General features: G+C 43.5%; 16 protein-coding genes and 25 tRNA genes. 6 read left to right on the top strand and 35 right to left on the bottom strand.

Going from position 1 to position 19,415, the window contains the following annotated elements:
- Positions 1–232: 232 nt before the first annotated feature.
- On the bottom strand, positions 233–1,960 hold the full coding sequence (locus V7K25_RS29195; RefSeq protein WP_335163013.1) for a succinate dehydrogenase/fumarate reductase flavoprotein subunit: 1,728 nt from the start codon (positions 1,958–1,960) through the stop codon (positions 233–235).
- Between the two features lie 242 nt (positions 1,961–2,202).
- Complete coding sequence (locus tag V7K25_RS29190; protein WP_109011795.1) at positions 2,203–2,520, bottom strand: hypothetical protein; 318 nt, start codon at positions 2,518–2,520, stop codon at positions 2,203–2,205.
- 862 nt (positions 2,521–3,382) lie between these two features.
- On the opposite strand from V7K25_RS29190, the gene V7K25_RS29185 reads away from it, so the two are divergent.
- Complete coding sequence (locus tag V7K25_RS29185; RefSeq protein WP_335163011.1) at positions 3,383–4,237, top strand: hypothetical protein; 855 nt, start codon at positions 3,383–3,385, stop codon at positions 4,235–4,237.
- Positions 4,238–4,300: 63 nt separating this feature from the next.
- Here V7K25_RS29185 and V7K25_RS29180 read toward each other — a convergent pair whose 3' ends face one another.
- From V7K25_RS29180 to pds, 4 genes are all read right to left on the bottom strand, one after another.
- Positions 4,301–5,620, bottom strand: coding sequence for an ABC transporter substrate-binding protein (locus tag V7K25_RS29180; protein WP_335163009.1), 1,320 nt, complete (start codon positions 5,618–5,620; stop codon positions 4,301–4,303).
- Positions 5,621–5,823: 203 nt separating this feature from the next.
- Positions 5,824–5,915: transfer RNA gene (locus tag V7K25_RS29175), tRNA-Ser, on the bottom strand.
- Between the two features lie 134 nt (positions 5,916–6,049).
- Positions 6,050–6,982 carry a 15-cis-phytoene synthase CrtB gene (crtB, locus tag V7K25_RS29170; protein ID WP_335163007.1) on the bottom strand — a complete coding sequence of 311 codons (933 nt, stop codon included), beginning with the start codon at positions 6,980–6,982 and terminating at the stop codon, positions 6,050–6,052.
- A complete protein-coding gene (pds, locus tag V7K25_RS29165; protein WP_335163006.1) occupies positions 6,966–8,405 on the bottom strand; it encodes a 15-cis-phytoene desaturase in 1,440 nt (479 codons plus the stop codon). The genes crtB and pds overlap by 17 nt, the downstream gene beginning before the upstream one ends.
- A gap of 549 nt (positions 8,406–8,954) precedes the next feature.
- On the opposite strand from pds, the gene V7K25_RS29160 reads away from it, so the two are divergent.
- Positions 8,955–10,043, top strand: a complete 1,089-nt coding sequence (locus V7K25_RS29160) for a glycoside hydrolase family 3 protein (RefSeq protein WP_335163004.1) — start codon at positions 8,955–8,957, stop codon at positions 10,041–10,043.
- A 340-nt stretch (positions 10,044–10,383) separates the two neighbouring features.
- On the opposite strand, the gene V7K25_RS29155 is transcribed toward V7K25_RS29160, so the two are convergent.
- From V7K25_RS29155 to V7K25_RS29040, 24 genes are all read right to left on the bottom strand, one after another.
- Positions 10,384–10,457: transfer RNA gene (locus tag V7K25_RS29155), tRNA-His, on the bottom strand.
- A gap of 6 nt (positions 10,458–10,463) precedes the next feature.
- A tRNA-Ala gene (locus tag V7K25_RS29150) sits at positions 10,464–10,537 on the bottom strand.
- Between the two features lie 86 nt (positions 10,538–10,623).
- Positions 10,624–10,697 (bottom strand) — tRNA-Arg (locus tag V7K25_RS29145).
- Between the two features lie 6 nt (positions 10,698–10,703).
- Positions 10,704–10,779, bottom strand: a tRNA-Ile gene (locus V7K25_RS29140).
- Positions 10,780–10,784: 5 nt separating this feature from the next.
- Positions 10,785–10,856: transfer RNA gene (locus V7K25_RS29135), tRNA-Gly, on the bottom strand.
- Positions 10,857–10,860: 4 nt separating this feature from the next.
- Positions 10,861–10,933 (bottom strand) — tRNA-Thr (locus V7K25_RS29130).
- 97 nt (positions 10,934–11,030) lie between these two features.
- A tRNA-Leu gene (locus tag V7K25_RS29125) sits at positions 11,031–11,103 on the bottom strand.
- A 4-nt stretch (positions 11,104–11,107) separates the two neighbouring features.
- A tRNA-Pro gene (locus V7K25_RS29120) sits at positions 11,108–11,180 on the bottom strand.
- A gap of 161 nt (positions 11,181–11,341) precedes the next feature.
- A tRNA-Leu gene (locus tag V7K25_RS29115) sits at positions 11,342–11,419 on the bottom strand.
- Positions 11,420–11,425: 6 nt separating this feature from the next.
- Positions 11,426–11,502: transfer RNA gene (locus V7K25_RS29110), tRNA-Leu, on the bottom strand.
- Between the two features lie 6 nt (positions 11,503–11,508).
- Positions 11,509–11,584 (bottom strand) — tRNA-Gln (locus V7K25_RS29105).
- Between the two features lie 3 nt (positions 11,585–11,587).
- Positions 11,588–11,660 (bottom strand) — tRNA-Gln (locus tag V7K25_RS29100).
- A 5-nt stretch (positions 11,661–11,665) separates the two neighbouring features.
- Positions 11,666–11,740, bottom strand: a tRNA-Asn gene (locus V7K25_RS29095).
- Between the two features lie 6 nt (positions 11,741–11,746).
- Positions 11,747–11,821, bottom strand: a tRNA-Phe gene (locus V7K25_RS29090).
- Between the two features lie 21 nt (positions 11,822–11,842).
- Positions 11,843–11,917: transfer RNA gene (locus V7K25_RS29085), tRNA-Arg, on the bottom strand.
- A 4-nt stretch (positions 11,918–11,921) separates the two neighbouring features.
- Positions 11,922–12,009: transfer RNA gene (locus V7K25_RS29080), tRNA-Ser, on the bottom strand.
- A 4-nt stretch (positions 12,010–12,013) separates the two neighbouring features.
- Positions 12,014–12,096: transfer RNA gene (locus tag V7K25_RS29075), tRNA-Tyr, on the bottom strand.
- Between the two features lie 7 nt (positions 12,097–12,103).
- A tRNA-Glu gene (locus tag V7K25_RS29070) sits at positions 12,104–12,174 on the bottom strand.
- A gap of 70 nt (positions 12,175–12,244) precedes the next feature.
- Positions 12,245–12,316, bottom strand: a tRNA-Trp gene (locus V7K25_RS29065).
- A gap of 3 nt (positions 12,317–12,319) precedes the next feature.
- Positions 12,320–12,395, bottom strand: a tRNA-Met gene (locus V7K25_RS29060).
- A 4-nt stretch (positions 12,396–12,399) separates the two neighbouring features.
- A tRNA-Cys gene (locus V7K25_RS29055) sits at positions 12,400–12,472 on the bottom strand.
- Positions 12,473–12,475: 3 nt separating this feature from the next.
- Positions 12,476–12,552, bottom strand: a tRNA-Glu gene (locus tag V7K25_RS29050).
- A gap of 4 nt (positions 12,553–12,556) precedes the next feature.
- Positions 12,557–12,649 (bottom strand) — tRNA-Asp (locus tag V7K25_RS29045).
- Positions 12,650–12,760: 111 nt separating this feature from the next.
- Complete coding sequence (locus V7K25_RS29040; protein ID WP_335163002.1) at positions 12,761–12,955, bottom strand: hypothetical protein; 195 nt, start codon at positions 12,953–12,955, stop codon at positions 12,761–12,763.
- 195 nt (positions 12,956–13,150) lie between these two features.
- Here V7K25_RS29040 and V7K25_RS29035 point away from each other — a divergent pair, with 195 nt between their 5' ends.
- A complete protein-coding gene (locus V7K25_RS29035) occupies positions 13,151–13,987 on the top strand; it encodes a polysaccharide deacetylase family protein (RefSeq protein ID WP_442948130.1) in 837 nt (278 codons plus the stop codon).
- Positions 13,988–14,163: 176 nt separating this feature from the next.
- Here the strand turns inward: V7K25_RS29035 and V7K25_RS29030 are convergent, their stop codons facing one another.
- From V7K25_RS29030 to V7K25_RS29020, 3 genes are all read right to left on the bottom strand, one after another.
- On the bottom strand, positions 14,164–14,547 hold the full coding sequence (locus V7K25_RS29030) for an alr0857 family protein (protein ID WP_335163000.1): 384 nt from the start codon (positions 14,545–14,547) through the stop codon (positions 14,164–14,166).
- Between the two features lie 16 nt (positions 14,548–14,563).
- Entirely contained in the window at positions 14,564–15,070 is a 507-nt protein-coding gene (locus V7K25_RS29025) for an HNH endonuclease (RefSeq protein WP_335163189.1), read from the bottom strand.
- Between the two features lie 114 nt (positions 15,071–15,184).
- On the bottom strand, positions 15,185–15,424 hold the full coding sequence (locus V7K25_RS29020) for a hypothetical protein (protein ID WP_442948129.1): 240 nt from the start codon (positions 15,422–15,424) through the stop codon (positions 15,185–15,187).
- Between the two features lie 83 nt (positions 15,425–15,507).
- Between V7K25_RS29020 and V7K25_RS29015 the strand changes: the two genes are divergently transcribed.
- The 3 genes from V7K25_RS29015 (at position 15,508) to V7K25_RS29005 (ending at position 19,004) form a co-directional block, all read left to right on the top strand.
- On the top strand, positions 15,508–15,843 hold the full coding sequence (locus tag V7K25_RS29015) for a hypothetical protein (protein WP_335162996.1): 336 nt from the start codon (positions 15,508–15,510) through the stop codon (positions 15,841–15,843).
- Between the two features lie 525 nt (positions 15,844–16,368).
- Complete coding sequence (locus V7K25_RS29010) at positions 16,369–18,390, top strand: sensor histidine kinase (RefSeq protein WP_335162995.1); 2,022 nt, start codon at positions 16,369–16,371, stop codon at positions 18,388–18,390.
- Positions 18,391–18,398: 8 nt separating this feature from the next.
- The gene (locus tag V7K25_RS29005) at positions 18,399–19,004 is read left to right on the top strand and encodes an SRPBCC family protein (RefSeq protein ID WP_335162993.1); all 606 of its coding nucleotides are present in this window, start codon (positions 18,399–18,401) and stop codon (positions 19,002–19,004) included.
- A gap of 90 nt (positions 19,005–19,094) precedes the next feature.
- On the opposite strand, the gene V7K25_RS29000 is transcribed toward V7K25_RS29005, so the two are convergent.
- Positions 19,095–19,167: transfer RNA gene (locus V7K25_RS29000), tRNA-Glu, on the bottom strand.
- Positions 19,168–19,190: 23 nt separating this feature from the next.
- A complete protein-coding gene (locus tag V7K25_RS28995; RefSeq protein ID WP_335162991.1) occupies positions 19,191–19,400 on the bottom strand; it encodes a hypothetical protein in 210 nt (69 codons plus the stop codon).
- Positions 19,401–19,415 lie beyond the last annotated feature (15 nt).

The following is a 19,415-nucleotide window of genomic DNA, read 5'->3' as shown; positions in this document are numbered from 1 at the left end:
AAAAAGGCTTTTCGCCGGTATTCAAACAAACTAATATAGCCTTCTTTAATCACTCTCTCAAGAGGAAAAGCAATAATCGTTGCTACACAAAACTTTCAGGCAAAATAGATGATTAAAGCCATAAGTTAGAAAATAAAGCTTAAAACGCGATTTTTATCTGAGGTTTCAAAGTTGCCTTCGATTTTTTTTCCAGAGTGATTAAAGAAAGGTATGTACTAAAAAGCCAAAATAACTAATACTTTCGCTCTTTTGGCTCAAACATAGTAATCGCCACCGGTCGATATTGAATGTCAATTCCGGCTGGTGAATAGTAAGCCATTGTGTGTTTCAAAAAGTTAGCATCATCTCGCTCGGAATAATCTTCGCGGAAATGAGCGCCACGACTCTCTTGGCGATTTAAAGCTGATGCCAAAATAGTCTGTCCCACTACCATCAAACTTCGCAGTTCCAAGGCTTCCACAAGTTCTGTATTCCAGCAACTACCTTTGTCATCTAAATAAATTTGTGGATATTTTTGTTGTATTTCTTCTAATTTGTGTAACCCTTCACTCATTAAAGCTTCAGTGCGGAAAACGCCGCAGTACTCAGTCATACAATCCTGGAAGGCTTCACGAACTTGGTTAATCCGATACTGTCCTGGTTGTTCTAGTAAAGCTTGGATTTGTTGCTGGGCTTCCGTTACATATCGTTGCTCATCCACTGAGGGCAACTTACGTTTTTGGACAAATTGCGCGATCGCAGCCCCAGTTCTCTTGCCATAAACGACACATTCCAGCAGAGAATTACTCCCCAAACGATTAGCACCATGTACGGAAACACAAGATGTTTCGCCAGAAGCAAAAAAAGCATCAACTAAACCATCACCACTACTGCGGACTTGCCCATCAGTATTAACTGGGATACCACCCATACAATAATGAATTGTCGGACGAACTGGCATAGGTTGAGTTACCGCATCAACGCCTACCAATCGGTGTGCTTCTTCCCAACAAAAGGGGACGCGACTCATAATTTTTTCTTTGCCCATGTGGCGTAGATCCAGATAGACAAAGGGGCCCCCAGCACTACCATTGAGATGAACACCACGACCGGCGCGAATTTCATAAGCGATCGCTCGTGAGGTAATATCACGAGGAGCCAGTTCCATGCGACTGGGTGCATAGTTCGCCATAAAGCGATCGCCTTCACTATTAATCAGATACGCCCCTTCACCCCGTACCGCTTCTGAAATCAGCACCCCTACGGGATATAAGCCAGTGGGATGAAATTGGACAAATTCCATATCTTCCAGGGGCAAACCTGCGATCGCAGTCATTGCCAAACCATCACCTGAAGACGCGTAATCATTAGAGGTAGTGTTATAAACGCGACCATAGCCCCCTGTGGCAAACATCACCGCCTTGGCTCGCACCACCTCTATACGTCCATCCAAAAGATGGAACATCACTACACCCTTTGCCTCATTTTCTTCCAAAATGAGACGCATCACATACCATTCTTCATAAACTTGCACCCCATAACGCCGCAGGTTGTTAACCAATTCGTGCAAAATCGCATGACCGGTCTTGTCAGCCGCGTAGCAAGTGCGGTTGTGGGAATGTCCGCCAAAAGCCCGTTGGGCAATGCGCCCATCGGGTAAGCGAGAGAACAAAACGCCCATGTGTTCCAAGTCAATTACCACATCTGGCGCTTCTTGGGCGAGAATTGCCACAGCATCTTGGTCTGCCAAGTAATCAGAACCCTTGACAGTATCAAAAGCATGTGCTTTCCAACTATCTTCGGAATCAACATTTTTCAACGATGCAGCCATACCACCTTGAGCCGCCACCGAGTGCGATCGAATTGGATGGGTTTTAGCAACCACAGCAATATTTAAATTAGGGTCAGTGCGGGCAATTTCTACAGCAGCGCGACATCCTGCCAATCCACCCCCGACAATAATCACATCATGTTCCAGCATAATTAGCCCCTGATTGCAAACCCCTGCTGTTCTATTGTAGAGAGGTGATTAATTAGGTAGTACGTTACATCTCTACAAAAAAATCCCTGCCTATAGACAGGGATGCTATTACAAATTTTGACATTAGGAGTGAAAAGTTAAAAATGAAGATATAGGTCTTCATTCATAACAGACGCGATTAATCGCGTCTCTACTCCTAACTTTTTTTTGTACAGACGCGATTAATCGCGTCTCCTAACTCTTCAGCTAGTCGCTTGTACAGGTTGTTGCTGAGACACATTACCTGGTATGGGTTCCATTTTTGTTTCAGGCCCTACAGGAGTGACTTCAATATGATTTAACAAGGTAGTGACAAACGCAAACAACAAGAAAGGTAGCGATAGCAGAACGACAAGGCCAGCTGTTGCTAAAGCGTACACGGGCCGCTTGGCACCCATAAGCGCCAAGGCTGATGCCAAACTTAGGGTAATTGTAATCAACCAAACAATTATTTGACCGTAGATATCACCGAAAGTCAGGGTACAGACAAACCGATATTTTTGAGTATTATTTCCGCTCATCACATTTGCCTCAAGTCTCTCCTAATAGGTTCTACGTTAGAACTATGTTTGCCTTGTAGACAATTTCTAAATATTTTTGCAAGCTTCGTAATATAACTTCATAATCGGCTTTTTTTGTTACAAAGCGTAATTTATAGTGCAGTATGACGGAAATACACCAACCATACGCTACGGGAAGCCCTTCTTTTGTAGTCGTCGCTACCTGTAATTCTCTCCTTCTCTTGTAGTACGAAATAATTTCACTGTTAGTTTCCTAACCCGCCTGAAACAAAAGTTAAAGGCTAATAGATAAAGTCTACTGAAAATAGATTAAAGATTTTTGGATATATCTTAGTCATAAAGAGATAAATTTTGCTATTAGCAAGTAACTGAAGTGCCTTGCAGGATATGACTTTTAGGTTAAGTTAACACTATGCACTGTGTTGCGCTCTACCACGTTGTACTCCTTTGGAGAACCCGTAGAGTAGTAGATGGCGTTGTATTATGCCGTAGCTTAATACACCATCCCAATAACGCTCCCTAGCAGACTGAAGCCAATGTGCTTAACAGTCAGCACAAAGACTAAGGAGCTAGGTGTTGATATAGGCTAAGTTTTTTGTTAAAAGTTTTCGCAATCCGAATGAACTCCTTAACAAATAGGCTCTTTGCCTAAAGCAAAAATTATTTTTGTCATCTGCCAAATTCCAGATATTTAGAATATGGTATTTAATTTTTTGATAGTAAATATTAACTAGATAAATCCAGTAAAGCCAGAATGGAAAAACCAATTTTTTGATGTTAAATTTTGAGTATTGCCCGAATTTGTTGACTTTAATCAACAAAACCATTTATTTTTCGTGGCAATATTGTTTTAGGAGTGAACGTGAATACTATTTTTTTTCGTAAAGGTGTTTTTTGGTTGCCAAGTATAGCTGCTCTTACAGTCCTGAGTAGCGGCTTATCTGCAAGTGCCCAGACAGTTGAGAAGGTGAATAGCCAAACATTAACCGACCCTTCCGCAACCGTAGCGTCTCCCAACGAGTTTAGTACAGAACTAGACACTGTAAGCCAAAATCTCTCTACAGAAACAATTGAAACATTTACAGCAACAAATTTAGCTAAGGTACAGCAGTCCCCAAACCCTGCGATACAGGAAAACGCCAATGTAACGCCTACACCCATTCCAGGCACAGTGGCAACCTCATCTGCAACACTTACCTCTGAGTTTGTAGAACCGACTTCTCAAACTACTTCTCAAACTACTGTTCAACCATCTGCTCCCAAAGTAGCGCAATCGGATATTGATTTAGGTAGAACTACCCGTGGCGGCAGCAGCTATATTGGTGTGGCTGCTAACATTGGTTTGAGTGGTGGTGACACGTCTTTGGGCGATGGTAACTTCGCGGTAGTCAGCAAAATCGGACTGACAAATTCTATATCGGTGCGACCCTCAGCCGTATTTGGGGACAACACCACAATTTTACTTCCTATCACCTATGATTTTACCTTTAAGTCAGCAGATGCTTTTAGCGAACCGTTAGCGATCGCACCTTACATTGGAGTGGGTGGAGCTTACAAAACTGGTGATGATTCGCAATTTGCCTTTTTGGTAACTGGTGGCATTGATGTGCCTCTAACTCCTCAATTCACTGCAACGGCTGCTGTGAATGCTGGGTTTTTTGATCAAACTGATGTAGGTTTATTGGTAGGAGTTGGTTACAACTTCACTGGCTTTTAAGAGTTAGGAGTTAAGAGTTAGTAATGTTTTACTGATAACTCTTAACTCCTAACTCCTAACTTTCTATTTGGGGGTAACTTTATCAATTACCTTGATTTGGCCATCGTCTCCTACTGTCCAAACATCGTAAACACCGACGACATCGCCGTTAGCATCAACATCTACGTTGCCACTGGCTCCTTGATAGTTAATCTTTTTACCAGCTTTAAGTAACTTCAATCCCTCGCAGACATCGGTAACTTCCGTACCAGGCCCATCAGCCACTTCACGGATTTTGCTAGCTATACCAACACCTGTATTTTGTTTAGCAGATTGTGCCGCCAATGTCAATAAGGCAGCCGCATCCCAAGCTTGAGGAGCGTATTCGCCTGGCGCACCGCCCTTTTTATCCTTCCACAATTTGTTAAAAGCTTCTAGTGCTTTACCATCAGAACCGGGTACTGTACCGATCGCTCCAGTTAAAATGAATTTATCACCATCTTTGCCAACTTGTTCGGGAAAAGTCGGTGATTTAACTCCATCTGTCAGTAAAATTTGTACTCCCTTTGTCACACCTTGCTGATAGGCGGCTTTTAAGAACAGACTACCAGTTTCAGCATATAGTACAGCTAAGACTGCATCTGGTTTACCAGCAAAAGCAGCAGCCGCTTCTGTATCAAATGTCTGGGCTTTTGGATCGTAGCGAACAGGCTTATCCTTATTAACTATAGTTCCACCCAATTTTTCAAAAGTTTGCACAAATGCTTTTTCAAACCCAACGCCATAGTCGTTATTAATCACAACTGTAGAAACTCGCTTGAAACCTTTTTTTCTGGCAAGTTGGGCTAAAGCTAGTGCTTGGTAGGTATCAGGGGGAGCAGTACGCGCCCAAAAGCCTTTATAGTCGCCTTTTTGAGCTTTTTCAGTAAAGACAGGACTGGTACTACCAGGGGAAACCAGCATAACTTTATTTGGTGTGGCAATAGAGACTGCTGCACTAGAGACGCTACTGGCAAAGGAACCAACTACACCTGCTACTTTATCTAAAGTTGCTAGCTTGGTCATACCGGCTGCACCCGCTCTGGGGTCGGTTTGGTCGTCTACTTGCACTAAGGTAACTGGTTCGCCATTCACCCCACCGCAGGCGTTGACGGTATCAACGAGTAAAGGAACAGAACCTAACATCTGCTGTCCAACAGAAGCTAAGTCGCCTGTTGTCGGTAGCAGGGAACCAATTTTTAGCCCTTTATCACTGCTTGTAGTAGTTGAGTTTGCTGCTGGGGTAGCGGTATTTCCGGTGTTAGCTGTGCCATTGGGGGTACTATTATCACCACAAGCCGCAACTAGGAACCCAATTGCTAGGGTAGCTATACTGAAGGTTAAGGCGGCGCTAATTTTTCTCATAAGTAACTTTGACTCCTCAGATATTTAGGAGCCTAAAAGTAAGATTCAAACTAGATTTTTAAATTAGCTGTATCTTATCAAGACTCCAAAAGATAAATCATATCATCCATCTTTGGGAGTAGAAATATTTACACTAGATTAGTATTATTGTTCCACACAGAACATATTCTGTGTATCAAAGGTGTCTATTAAAGGCTGGAAAACGGAGAGGGAGGGATTCGAACCCTCGGTACGGAGTTGCCTGCCGTACAACAGATTAGCAATCTGCCGCTTTCGACCACTCAGCCACCTCTCCATGACTCACGAATATCAATGTTATCAGACTTGCTCTTAAGAGTCAATAGTCATTTGTCATTGGTCATTTGTCATTTGTCATTAGCCGTTGGTTATTTATAAAACACTAAGGACTAGGGACAAATGACTAATTTTTTAAAGGACTTGCGATCGCATCCAAGCCAGGGGCAAGGTGCGTAATTTTTTCCACTGGGGAACGTAAGCCCGTTGACTGAACACATCATAATCGTTGCGTTCAATCACCTCTAGAATCTGACCGTACAGCATTGATGCTGCCCACACAGGCCAACGCGCATCGGATGCTAAATAACTAATTCCTCGATCGGATGTGGTATAAAATTGGCGGGCACGGTCAATTTGAAAGCGCATGAGTGAGCGCCAACGATCATCTACTACACCTTTGAAGAAGTCTTGCTCGGTGTAGTTGAATTTTGCCAAGTCCTCAAGGGGAATGTAGATTCGTCCCCGTTTGGCATCTTCTCCCACATCCCGCAGGATGTTGGTGAGTTGATTGGCAATTCCCAGAGCGATCGCTTCTTCTATGGGAACATAAGGTTGTTTGTTCTGCTGCCACGGAGCCGTGTATATGGTGCTATCTACACCCATAACTGCTGTTGACATTAAGCCGACAGTACCAGCAACGCGGTAACAGTAGAGGTATAAATCCTCAAAGGTTTCATAACGACTGCGATATAAGTCCATGCGCTGACCGGCAATCATATCCCGAAAGGGCTGAATGTCCATCGGAAAGCGCTGGAGGGTATCAACTAAAGCGACATCGTAATTTTCTAATGGCTGTCCCGCAAAAATCGATTCCAGCTGCTGTTCCCATAGGTCTAGGGTTTCTGGCGTGGTAATAGCAGATGCGGGCCCATCCACCAATTCATCTGTACGGCGACACCAAGCGTAAATTGACCAAATAGATTGACGTTTTACCGGACTCATGAGCAAAGTACCCAGGTAAAAAGTCTTGGCATACTTTGCTGTGAGATGTCGGCAAAGTTTGTATGACTCGTCTACAGAGACCAGCGTTTTCATGCGCGGGGGGGAATCAGGCAGTTGCAGCATTCGTTGCGGGCGGTCGGGTGAGCGTTTGCAGGTTTGAGGAATTTGCTACCGGGAGAGCCTCAGAAATGGCCTGCGCTGTCAGCTTACCAGAAAGTACGGCACCTTCCATACTGCCTAAGTAGCGTTGCATGGTATAACTTCCGGCGAGATAGAAGTTGGCAATGGGCGTAACTTGTGCGGGACGGTACTGTTGGCGGCCAGGGGTCGCTTTGTAAACTGAACGCGGCGTTTTCACCACATGAGATTTCAGCAATGTTGCTGGATTGTCTCCCCCAAAGTGGTCGGGGAAAAGTTTTTCCAATTCAGCAAGCGTTGCAGCCACAATCTCCTCATCAGATTTGGCAATCCAATCTTTTGCCGGAGCTAGAACTAATTCCAGCATTGAGCGATTGGGGTTGGCGTATTCACGGCAGGTATTGCTCATATCAGCATAAACGCTTAGGAGGGGCGATCGCGAAAAAAGCAAGTGATCAATTTCTGTAAGTTTCCGGTCAAACCACAGATGCAGGTTAATCACTGGTACTCCTTCTAAACCGTCTAGCTTCTTGAAAAACTCCATCAGCTTCCAAGGTTTAGGCAACATGACCTTCAGAGGATCAACCGACATGGCAGATACATAAGAATCTGCTGTGATAACTTCATCTTCTGCCCCATTTAAGCCTCGAATCAAATATCCTTTTACCGTGCCATCGGCGTTGAGCAAAATCTCTTTCAAGGGGGCATTCAACCGCACTTCTCCACCGCGTTCTGTGATGTAATCTACGATCGGGCTGCATAGACGTTCTGTGGGAGAACCATCCAAAAATGCAATCTTGGAGCCATATCGTTCTTGCAGGAAGCGATTCAGTGCAGTTAACAGAATCGTTGCTGAAACTTCATCAGGATTGATAAAGGTGAGTGCTTTACATGCGGCGATAAAAACGTCACTAGTTACTCGCTCGTCAACACCTTGCCTTTTCAACCACTCTAAGAAGCTGTATTTATCCATCTCTTCAACATACTTTTGACCTCGAACCACTGCTGGAAGTAGGCCAACTGCAAACCGAATCTTTTGCTCCCAAGTCAACATGTCTTTGTTGCGAAGAATCGATGCAATCACGTTGAAAGGAGATGGAATATCTGGAACATCAAAACGTGAGAGTGTCCCAGGCTTGTCTGGTTGATTAAAAATCAACGTATGATCTTTCCACTGGAGTCTGTCTTCAATGCCCAACTCCTTGAGCAATTGGAGCATATTCGGATATGCCCCAAAGAAGGCGTGTAACCCGGTTTCGTACCAGTCGCCGTCAGAGTCTTTCCACGCCGCAACAAGACCACCCAATACGTCCCGGCTTTCCAAGACAATGGGAGTGTGACCTGCGTCCGTGAGATATTTCGCGCAGGAAAGTCCTGCTAGACCAGCACCCGCGATCGCTACTCGCATTTAACCCTAATGCCCTTCAATATTTCTTAATGGTTTTGTCGATTCTCATTATACGTTGCAAACTGTAACATTTGGCAGTTATTGTGCGATCGCTTCCCCAAAAAACTTTTCCTAAAGGGAATTTTGCCTACGCACACCTACCCAAAAAAATTGCTAATACCATTGTTGGTAATAGGTTTTGGCAAACGTTTCTTCTAGATTTATTACAAGAAATTTAGATAAACAAAAGTAATTCCTTTGACTGAAAATAAGTAATCTCAAACGTGGTATTAAACTAATTGATTTCTTTGGGAATCAGTGTATCTACTCTGAAAAAATATCTAGGGCAGTGCTTAAAGACTACTAGTTGATCCCCTCTCTATTTTCCTTCGATGGATATATTGACAATGTAAAAATCAAGACTAATTTAGGACTTACGCACTTTCCACAACGAGACTCAAAACCTTTCTTTTAAAGCTTCTCACTCCCCATAAAGATGTAGGATAAAAGTTTATACCCTCTAGGTTGAACAACTCAGTTGTTTACCGCAGAACTTATAGGTAAAAGATTATGAGTGTATCGCAAGAGCTAAAACGCTTTGGACATCACCTGATTCTGGGTATTTCCGGCACTACATTAAGCGATGACGATAAACGCGCACTCAGTCAGTTAAAGCCGATTGGGGCGATCTTTTTTGCTAAAAACTTTTTGGATAGCACCCCATATCAGGTTTGGCTAGAAAGCTTCAAATATTTACAAAACCAGATACGAGAATATACTGAACGTGATTTGATGTTTATGACTTTGGATCATGAAGGAGGTCGTGTGATTCGTACACCACTGCCGATTACGCGGTTTCCTCATGCGTTGTTGCTGCGATCGCACGCCCGCGAAGTAGCAAAAGCCACAGCAGTAGAACTTAAATCACTAGGAATAAATTTATCTTGGGCACCTGTAGCAGATGTTTTTTCCCATCCTCACAATCCCGTGATTGGATCTCGTGCCTTTGGTAACACTCCCGAAATTGCTGCAAAAGATGCTCGTGAGTACTATTTTGGACTTCAAGAGTCAGGAATTTTAGGATGCGCCAAACACTTCCCCGGACATGGAGACACCAGCAAAGACTCTCACATTGAGCTACCAATACTAAATCTAACTTTAGAAGACCTGCGACTTCGAGAACTTATACCTTTCAAAGCCTTAATCGAAGTACAGATTCCTTTAATCATGACTGCTCATATTTTATTTACTAAGATGGATGCTGATGTACCAGCAACGCTTTCTCAAGCTATCCTCAAAACCATACTTAGAGAGGAACTTGGTTTTGAGGGAGTAGTTGTATCTGACGACTTAGATATGAAAGCGATCTCAGATATGTTTATTAAAGCTGGTACTGTGGCGCGGTCATTTCATGCAGGCTGCGACCTGTTTATTGTTTCGCGCAATATCAACTCATCATCTATTGAAAGAACTTATCATATTGCCGAAGATTTTGTTGATTCCCTCAGCAAGGGTAGCTTGGATGAATCAGTAGTGGAAGCAGCCAAAGAAAGAATCGATAAACTACTGGCAGTAACACCGCAATATCCCGTAAATGCTCTGGATAAAGATATATTATTGCAACATGCTCAATTAGCGATCGCTAGTTCCTATTCATAATGGGTGGTATAGGGGTCGAACCTATTTCTGCGAGTTAAGAGCTATCTGCACAGCCGTTAGTTATGCCAACCACCCTAGTGTAATTTAAATAAGAAATAAGCAAGTGCGATCGTATTACATCGCGAATCTCGTAACACAAAACTTAGATATAAATCCACCAGGGAGGTACTGCCCCTCCTATTTCTGTGTTATCAGCACAGCGCCTCGCTTTTCGGCTTCAGGTGGAAAAAGAGGAAGATGGAGGAATCGTAGCTTGCTTACCGTAGGGTACCCGTACAGTTTGCTGTACCCTGGTTTTCAAGACCAGTTGCCGACCATTCAGCAGCATCTTCCATTGAGGGGTATCTGACGGGGCTTGAACCCGCTATGACTGGTTCCACAAACCAGCGCCTCGACCACTTTGGCTTCAGACACCATCAGTGGAATCAATGGGAATTGAACCCATAACCTCCTGCTTGCAAAACAGGCGCTCTATCCATTTGAGCTATGACCCCATCAAACAAGTGAAAAACTACAAGTAAAAAATAATAAAGAAAGACAAATAATTAAATTCTTTTTTTTGACTTTTGACTTGTTTAGGCGGGAGTGGTAGGACTTGAACCCACAACTTTCGAGGTAGAAGCTCGAAGCTCTATTCCATTGAGCTACACTCCCAAAATTTGGTAGTCCTGGCATGGAATTTAACCTGCAACCCTTTGCTTATAGGACAACTGCTCTACCGTTGAGCTACAGGACTACGCAAGCGAGTGGAGGGACTTGAACCCACGCACTGAGTATGGCGCACTCAGATGCTACCGATTACATCACACCCGCATCAAGCTGGTAACAGGAATTGAACCTGCAACCTACTGATTACAAATCAGTTGCTCTGCCAATTGAGCTACACCAGCATTAATTTTGGTGACGCAGGCAGGAGTCGAACCTGCTGATGTTCAGGTTATGCAGCCCCACGAGCCACCGTTGCTCTATCCCCGCATATTCACCAAATACCCCTGACTGGATTTGAACCAGCAACCTCTTCGTTCTAAGCGAAGCGCCTCTTCCGTTGGGCTACAAGGGCAAAATCTGAGTGGCAGGGATTGAACCTGCGACCTGGAGTTCCCAAAACTCCCGCGCTCCCAACTGCGCCACACCCAGATATTTTGGTACAGGATTTGAACCTGCAAAAAACAAGATCCTCGGTAAGCGTGCGTTTTCCATTCCGCCACGAGAGCTTGTACCAATTCTCTAAAATCTGGTAACAGATTCAAACTTAGAAACCCAGATTAAATCTGACTTTCTTAATTACGAATTAGTATTGGTACTCCTGGTGGGAGTCGAACCCACAACGAAACAGATTTTAAGTCTGCCACCTCTTCCAATTGGGCTACAGGAGCAAGTTTTGGTACTGTTGGTAGGAATCGAACCCACAACTTACCGTTTTTGAGACGGCAGCCTCTTCCAGTTGGGCTACAAGAGCAAAGTTTGGCAGCCCCACCAGGACTCGAACCTGGAATCTTCGCCTTCAAAGGGCGCTATGTTGCCAATTACACCACAGAGCTTTATTGCCAGGGCAGGGTTTGAACCTGCAACCTCATCGTTCAGAGCGATGCGACTTACCAATTCGTCCACCCGGCAATGATTGGCTGCCTCAGTAGGACTCGAACCTACAACCGCGCGGTTAACAGCCGCTTGCTCTACCATTGAGCTATGAGGCAACGAAGCCCCCCAGGCCGGAATCGAACCGACGACCTCCTGTTCTTCAGACAGGCGCTAACTACCAACTGAGCTACCGGGGGATAGGAGAAAAGATCATGTAACGAGAGCGGAGGGACTTGAACCCTCAAATCTTCAGTTTCGTAGACTGAGATGTTATCCGATTACACCACACTCTCAAAGCGGAGAGGACAGGATTTGAACCTGCGACGGGTAAAACACCCGTTTCCTCTTAGCAGGAGGACGCTTTGGGCCACTCAGCCACCTCTCCATAGTGGGTCGAGCAGGATTTGAACCTGCGTGCAAAAAAGAACAGTTTTACAGACTGTCGCCTTCAGCCAGACTCGGCCACCGACCCATAATCATTCCCTCGACGAGAATTGAACTCGCATCTGTGTTTTGAAAGAACACTGACTTAACCATTCGTCCACGAGGGCATAATTGAGCCAATTTTAAATTTTAAATTTTAGATTTTGGATTAAATTTTTTAATCTAAAATTGTCTGACACAGGGACTAGGATTTGAACCTAGAACATCGGATTTGGAGTCACGAGGTGTTGCCGTTACACCATCCCTGCATTTGGTGGCAGAGGCGGGATTTGCACCCGCATATACCAGGGTATGAACCTGGGGCTTTGCTGATTAAGCTACGCTGCAACAGAGGTCAGGACGGGATTTGAACCCGCACTAATCGGTTTTGCAGACCAACGCCTTACCAACTTGGCTACCTGACCATTTGGGAGTCCCGACGAGATTCGCACTCGCAATCTTCAGTTTGAGAAACTGACGGCTTAAACTATTCGCCTACAGGACTGCAACCAGGGTGACGGGAATTGTAGCTTGCTTCCCGCAGGGTACCCGCAACATTTCCGCAGACAACGGAATGCTCTAGCCAGTTGAGCTACACCCCGATTTTTTTGGAATCTGTGCCTAATGTTTTAGGTTTTTAGGCACAGATTTTTTTGGTGAACTTGCCCATTTATTATTTAGTTTTCAAGGTTCAGACAAATTACTTTTAACTGTTAGAAAAACAACCGAAACTCTAGATAGCAAATCTGTTTTGTATTACGGATGTATTCTGTAGTTTTATTGAGTGCAAACTCAAAACTTTTTTGGTTGATTGCTTCTACTTCCGATGGTTTGCAAGTAGGAACAGCTTGATTGACTGGGGACGTTGGTTTATTCCAACGCCTGTTTTTTAGTTGTATGTAGAACATGACTTTGACCCTTGAGAAGCTTTGTCTTTCGCTTCACTACATTTATACTACAAAATACTACAAGAGGTGTCAAGGGGTTTCGGAAAAATTTTTTGAAATTGTCTATAAAAGCTTCTGCACTTATATTTGAGGTTGCTAAACCCTCTGAAAAGTCAAACTACAGCTTATGATTGGGTGAATCTTTAAAAGCCTGACGTGACAAACAACTCCCTCAAGCGACAACAGATAATTAGTTTTGTCGCGATCGCCTCTACGATTACAGCTTGTAGTATGGCCCCACAATTGGGGTTGAACAAGCCTTTAAGCAAAATCCATATTGGACAAGTTCAAGCTCATCCAGCAAAGAGCCAAATTAATGCCCAACTACCGCCAGCCAAAGTAGAAAACCCTACCTTTACAGTCCCAGCTAAATTTCAAGGAAAAACAGTTTATCAGGTGCATCCTAGAAATAACGAGAAGGTTATTGCTCTAGGCATTGATGATGGGCCCTGGCCGAAGACAACCCTAGAAATGCTGGATATCCTGAAGCAAAATGATGTTAAGGTGACATTCTTTTGGGTAGGACAAGCTTTGCAAGTAAATCCTGACCTAGCAAAGCAAGAGGTAGCTGAGGGACACGCCATTGGCAACCATACTTGGCATCATTGGTATCGACGAATGGATGAAGCCACAGCCAAGAGTGAAATTGATCGCACAGCCGACCTGATATACAAAACTACAGGAGTCAAAACTGCTCTGTTTCGTCCTCCTGGAGGCTTTTTAAACAATGGACTAGCCGCTTACGCCAAAAGCCAGAAAGACGCTGTAATTATGTGGTCGCTAACTTCAGCCGATACTGATCCTCACGCCAAACCGCAAGCATTTGTCAATAATGTATTGAAAGGTGCGAAACCAGGTTCTATTGTTTTGATGCATGATGGTGGTGGCGATCGCCAAAGAACTGTACAAGCATTGCCACAAATCATCAGTGGACTCAAACAGCAAGGCTACCGATTTGTGACAATTCCCGAACTGCTAAAAATGGCGCAATAAACGGCGAGAAATATTACTCCCCGAATTTTAGATTTTAAATTTTGGATAATGGAATTGAAGAATCCAAAATCCAAAAAGGTCTGTTCTGGCAGTGTCTCCAAGAGTTATCCCCGAACTTCAACGCCAGAACAAATCTAAAATCTAAAATCCAAAATTGAGTCCCCCTACTATTTTGTTTATTCGCTCATGACAGAAGCACAAGCTTGAGATTCTTGCCAGAGTTTGTGCAAAAAGAACTCAGCGCGATCGCTCATAGTGGTGAAAAATACACCTACAGCATCCTTAGAACTATCTAATAGCCAAGAACCCCGCAGGGTGACTTCCATATATTCAGCATCGCAAGCAGAGAGGGCAATGATTTCTCCGTCATCCCTTTTTACCTCAGCCTTAAGCACTCCTGCTAAATCAACAGGAAGCAAAAAGGAAGCGGTACTGGGTTCAATGCATAAACTTTGCCCAACTCGCAGGGCTAAAATCACTCGCTGCGCTACCCATTCTTCTAGCGACAGAGTGAGACATTCCAAATAAAAGCTGCTTTCAGTGTAAGTTAATTTCAGCATTCCTTATGCTCTCCTGTTATTCCAGGCTTCCTTGCATATCTATCCAAAACTGTTCGGCAAAAGAAATCGCGGGGTGGATTGGTGCTTTTGGTTTGGTACGCAGTTGCATACCAACCTGAAACAGGGTGCGATGACCTTTACGGGAGTTACATCTCTCACAAGCTGTGACTACGTTATCCCAAGTGTGAGAACCGCCTCTTGATCGCGGCATCACATGATCTAGCGTTAGATGTTTGCCGCTACCGCAGTATTGGCAAGTGTGATTATCTCGTCGCAACACTTCCCGCCGATTCACTGGCGGAACTTTCCACATCCGCTCATTAGAAGTAACTGTTAAGCGAATGTGTTTTGGCACATCAATTACCAAACTGGGTGAGTGAACTCGCCATCCGCCTTCTGTGGTAAAACCTAGCGGTTGAGCTTTGTCTGTTAATAACAGCACAATCGCCCGCTTGATATTGATCCGACACAGTGGCAAGTAATTTTGAGAAAACACCACCACAGATTGCTCTAACACTTGCATTGCGTTCGCGCCGCGCATTGAAGATATCGTCACAGCTTAACTCCTTATAAAAAAACCCCCGCTTCAAGTTTTTAGTGAAGCGGGGGTTAGAATTGACCGGAAAATTTTCTGGTCTCATATTGGTACAGTATTCCTTTCTCTGTACCCCCCTGTTTCTTCATCTAGTTCTGGTTTTGCAATCAGCGCACTAATGCTGAGATGTCTAAAGTCATAATTACCCTCTGTGATTTGCCCATAATTTCGGCTACCATCGCCCATAAATAAATACTCCACTTCCATAGCAGCCGATTCCCAACCGGTTCGGCAATTGGTGGCACACAAAATTGAAATAGAGATGGGGTAAATGGATTTCACAGAAAATTTCACCTATTGAATATCGCTTTAAACATACTACACTTGTATTACTATCTTGTCTATACCTTTAAGGAGAAATAGTGATGCATACGATCGCTCGCACCCCAACCACCGATATGGAAGTTACCAGCATCCGTCTAGAGCGAGAACTGAAAGATAAGCTTAAAGAAATAGCTGGCAATCAGGGATATCAAGCTTTGATCCGAGATATCCTTTGGAATTATGTCCAGCAAAAATCAGGTGAATGGAAGCCTCGATTTTCCCGAACCGACATTCGAGCTAGCATCGCTGCCACAGCTCAACAAGAAGAACGCTGTGTACTCACAGGTGAACTAATTCAACCCCAAGAACCGATGTTGTTAGGGCTGACCAGGAATGGCGATATGGTTCCTCTAAGTGTCGAGAGTTTGGCTGGATAATCTTATATTCAGGCAATGCAGCTCAGTTATTTTTGCTAAATAATTGGGCTGCATTCAGAATTTAGCTTTATTTTATCTAATGAATAAAACTTATTGTTAAGAATTTTAAGACTAAAATAATAACAAAATTTTACAAGATTTTTAAAATAGATTCAGTGCTTTTACGGTTAGGGCTGGGGGATTTTCCCTGAGATTCTAGAGAAATTACGGTTTATGTATACTTACAGACAGGATATTCTAAGTCAAAGTTAGTTAATTATCTCAATATTAATAAGATAAAGCAGCCAAAAATAATCAGGCTAGGACATTTTAGAATATCCTAAGTATCTCACTACCTATGTAGCAATTTGCTTAATATAACGGGAACTTGGCCATCTCCCATAGAAAAGGGCTATAACAGGTGAGAGAAAGTATTCATACAAGAATTGTCAATTATCAAGGTGGAGCAACACAACTAACGGTGAAGAATATACCAAGAGGTTGGGTGCAAAAACAATGGAGTTATTATCCGAGGGCGTGCCAAGAATGAAAAAGCCTTTATCGTCGCCGCCACATTATGTAGATGACATAGATCGACTACAACCTTACCAAGTCAAGCTGATGCAGCATCAGGAAGAACCTGCCCACAAGTTGGTAGAAAAGATTAACCAAATCATTGCCAATAGCTCTGCTACGGCCTTGATGCTGCAAGATATTGCCAAATTACTAGGAGTTGTCTTTCAAGTAGATTGCTGCTGCTTGGTTTCAATAACGGGTGAGGCATCCGACGAAGTCACTACTAGTAATTGGTGTGCTGATGAGTATCTAGCGTTACCATATCCAGAAGAAATGTTTTCGATGGAACAGTTGCTTATGCACTCGCCAGTGCTGCAATGTGCTGCTGAACCATTGACTATTGAAGATATTTCCATAATTCAGAACAGTCTGGTAATTGGGTGTCAATATTTGCCACTACCGATAAAAGCAGTTTTGGCAATTCCAACCCGGCTTGGTGGCAATAATAATGGCGTGATTAATCTGATTAAATTCCAACCCTATGATTGGAGTGAATCTGAAAAACAACTGCTAAAACAGGTGGAATCGGCTTGCGCGATCGCTTTTTCTCGCGTAGCACAAGCCCAGCTAATTGCTCATCAACAACAGTATCTGCAAAAGAGCAATCAGTATCAAAGCTTGATCAAGCAACTAACATTACTGAGCCGTAGCAACTTGGAGCTTAATCAAATGCTCCAGTTAGTTATCGCCTCTACTGCCGAATCTCTACAGGCAGATCGGGGTTTGCTCATATTACTAAAATATACAGACCCACTATTTAGGACTCAGGCTAAAAAACAAATTCCTAAAGCGAAAGCTAGAGTGGTTGGTGAATGGGCTAAAGAAACACAAATTTCTCGCACTACTAAACCAGATACCCTAGAAGATAAGTCTTTCTTGCTTTCAGAGTGTGGTTTATGCCAGCGTGCTTTCATAGATTCTGCAAAATCGGTAATCTTTGATGATTACACAGAGCAAAATGATACTTCTTCAGCTGCTCCATTATTTGCAATAGAGCAATTGCCTGCGGTTTTATTAGTGCCATTAGAGAGTCAAGGTAAAATCTTAGGATTCTTAGTGCTACAGCAATCTTTCACTCGCAATTGGCAAGCAGCAGAATTAAACCTTGTGGAACTGGTTTGTGCTCAAGTAAGTAACGCCATAATTCAGTCACAGACATTGCGCCAAGTGCAAACTTTGGTAGATGAGCGGACGGCGAAACTACAGAGTAGTCTAGAACTCCAGGCAAAGTTGCATGAAAGAACCCGGCAGTATGTTGAGCAACTGCGGAAACTCAATGAACTCAAAGATGAATTTTTGAGCAACATGAGCGATCGCTTGCGCTATCCTTTGACAAACATGCTGATGTCAATTCGGAACTTACGTTTGCCAGGAATCGCTCCAGAGCGTCAGGTTCGATACATGGATATTCTAGAGCAGGAATGTACAAAAGAAATCAACTTGATTAATGACTTGTTGACACTCCAGAAACTAGAGTCGCCTCACGAAGCCCCGCAATTAGAATCTATAGATTTAAATACTAGAATTCAGAATATAGCAGCATCTTTCGAGAAAAAACTCGCAGAGAAAGGATTAAAGATTTCTGTAGATTTACCAGAAGAATCACTAAAACTGCAAACTGAAGTGGAGAGTTTTGACCGCATCCTGCAAGAGTTGTTAACAAATGCTTGTAAATACTCAGAGCATGATACGACTGTCCACCTTGAAGCCTTTCACCAAGTTGATCAACAAATTGATCGAGTTATCATAAAGGTGAAGAATACAGGACACGCCATATCTCAAGAAGAAGCGACCTACATCTTTGACAAGTTCCGTCGCGGAAAAGGGCGCTGGACTCCAGGGACTGGCTTAGGACTTGCTTTAGTCAAGTCTTTAGTGCAGCATCTGAATGGAGCGATCGCAGTTGAAAGTCTCCCAATTTCGGATTCTGAACAGAGCGAAATTTGCTTCACCCTGACTCTGCCCCAATTTTCTGACGAAAGCAAACCATAATTCTGAAAGTGACTAAACAACAGAACACAACAGAGAACCTTGATTCCCAGTCTCCTAGTGATGACATTAACCTCGAAGGGGATTTGATTGTTGATGCAGTCGAGGCAGCTAATGTAGAAGTTCAAATTGAGAAAATAGCAGAGCGACAGCGACAAATCACCGCCAAAGTCCAAATTCCCCAACCAGTAGAACAAATCTGGAAGGTTCTGACAGATTATGAAGCCTTGCCTGACTTTCTCCCTAACCTCGCCAAAAGTCGTCTAATCGAGCATCCCAATGGTGGAATTAGACTAGAGCAAGTAGGCTCCCAACGCTTACTGAGTTTTAACTTTAGTGCGCGGGTAGTTCTAGACTTGGAAGAATACTTCCCTAAAGAAATTAACTTCCGCATGGTGGAGGGAGATTTTAAAGGCTTTTCTGGTAGCTGGTGCTTAGAGCCTTATTCTTTCGGTGAGTATGTAGGAACAAATCTTTGCTACACAATTCAAGTTTGGCCTAAACTCACTATGCCAGTGGGAATCATTGAAAACCGCCTGAGCAAAGACCTGCGGTCAAATCTCCTGGCTATTCACCAACGTGTCGAAGAGTTAGCCAACAAAGAACCTTATGTATAGTTAAACTATCATTCAGGAATAAACCTGAATGATAGTTTAATTTCGTATATTTTTAGCAAAAAATAATTTTGCTTTTTTCATTTTTTTCAGTACCCCCAGGGGAATTCGAATCCCCGTTACCTCCGTGAAAGGGAGGTGTCCTAGGCCTCTAGACGATGGGGGCATCGGACTCAGACCTTTTATAAGTTAACCAATTTCCTGGTCTTTGTCAACAGCTTTTGCCAAAAAAAGTTTGTGGCGGCTAAACTGGGTGGAGGCAAAAGCTTGAAGAGGATACAAAGACATGGAGACACCAAAAGAATTCTCTAGATGCTTCTGCGGCTTACCGCAGAATTTATCAGCGTCCGCCGCTGGGGATTTAAAGGGACACTCAGATAGAAAAGCTAAATTCAGCAATGGACAGAGGGTATG

The sequence above is a fragment of the Nostoc sp. genome (genome assembly GCF_036919495.1).
Taxonomy (GTDB): Bacteria; Cyanobacteriota; Cyanobacteriia; order Cyanobacteriales; family Nostocaceae; genus Nostoc.
The sequence above is the reverse complement of the archived record's forward strand: the minus strand, read 5'-3'. Positions and strand labels throughout refer to the sequence as shown.

Coding starts and splice junctions, on each gene's coding strand:
- V7K25_RS29195 (WP_335163013.1), bottom strand. CDS start 1,960: ATGCTGGAACATGATGTGATTATTGTCGGGGGTGGATTGGCAGGATGT.
- V7K25_RS29190 (WP_109011795.1), bottom strand. CDS start 2,520: ATGAGCGGAAATAATACTCAAAAATATCGGTTTGTCTGTACCCTGACT.
- V7K25_RS29180 (WP_335163009.1), bottom strand. CDS start 5,620: ATGAGAAAAATTAGCGCCGCCTTAACCTTCAGTATAGCTACCCTAGCA.
- crtB (WP_335163007.1), bottom strand. CDS start 6,982: ATGCTGCAACTGCCTGATTCCCCCCCGCGCATGAAAACGCTGGTCTCT.
- pds (WP_335163006.1), bottom strand. CDS start 8,405: ATGCGAGTAGCGATCGCGGGTGCTGGTCTAGCAGGACTTTCCTGCGCG.
- V7K25_RS29160 (WP_335163004.1), top strand. CDS start 8,955: ATGAGTGTATCGCAAGAGCTAAAACGCTTTGGACATCACCTGATTCTG.
- V7K25_RS29040 (WP_335163002.1), bottom strand. CDS start 12,955: ATGTTCTACATACAACTAAAAAACAGGCGTTGGAATAAACCAACGTCC.
- V7K25_RS29030 (WP_335163000.1), bottom strand. CDS start 14,547: ATGCTGAAATTAACTTACACTGAAAGCAGCTTTTATTTGGAATGTCTC.
- V7K25_RS29025 (WP_335163189.1), bottom strand. CDS start 15,070: ATGCAAGTGTTAGAGCAATCTGTGGTGGTGTTTTCTCAAAATTACTTG.
- V7K25_RS29015 (WP_335162996.1), top strand. CDS start 15,508: ATGCATACGATCGCTCGCACCCCAACCACCGATATGGAAGTTACCAGC.
- V7K25_RS29010 (WP_335162995.1), top strand. CDS start 16,369: ATGAAAAAGCCTTTATCGTCGCCGCCACATTATGTAGATGACATAGAT.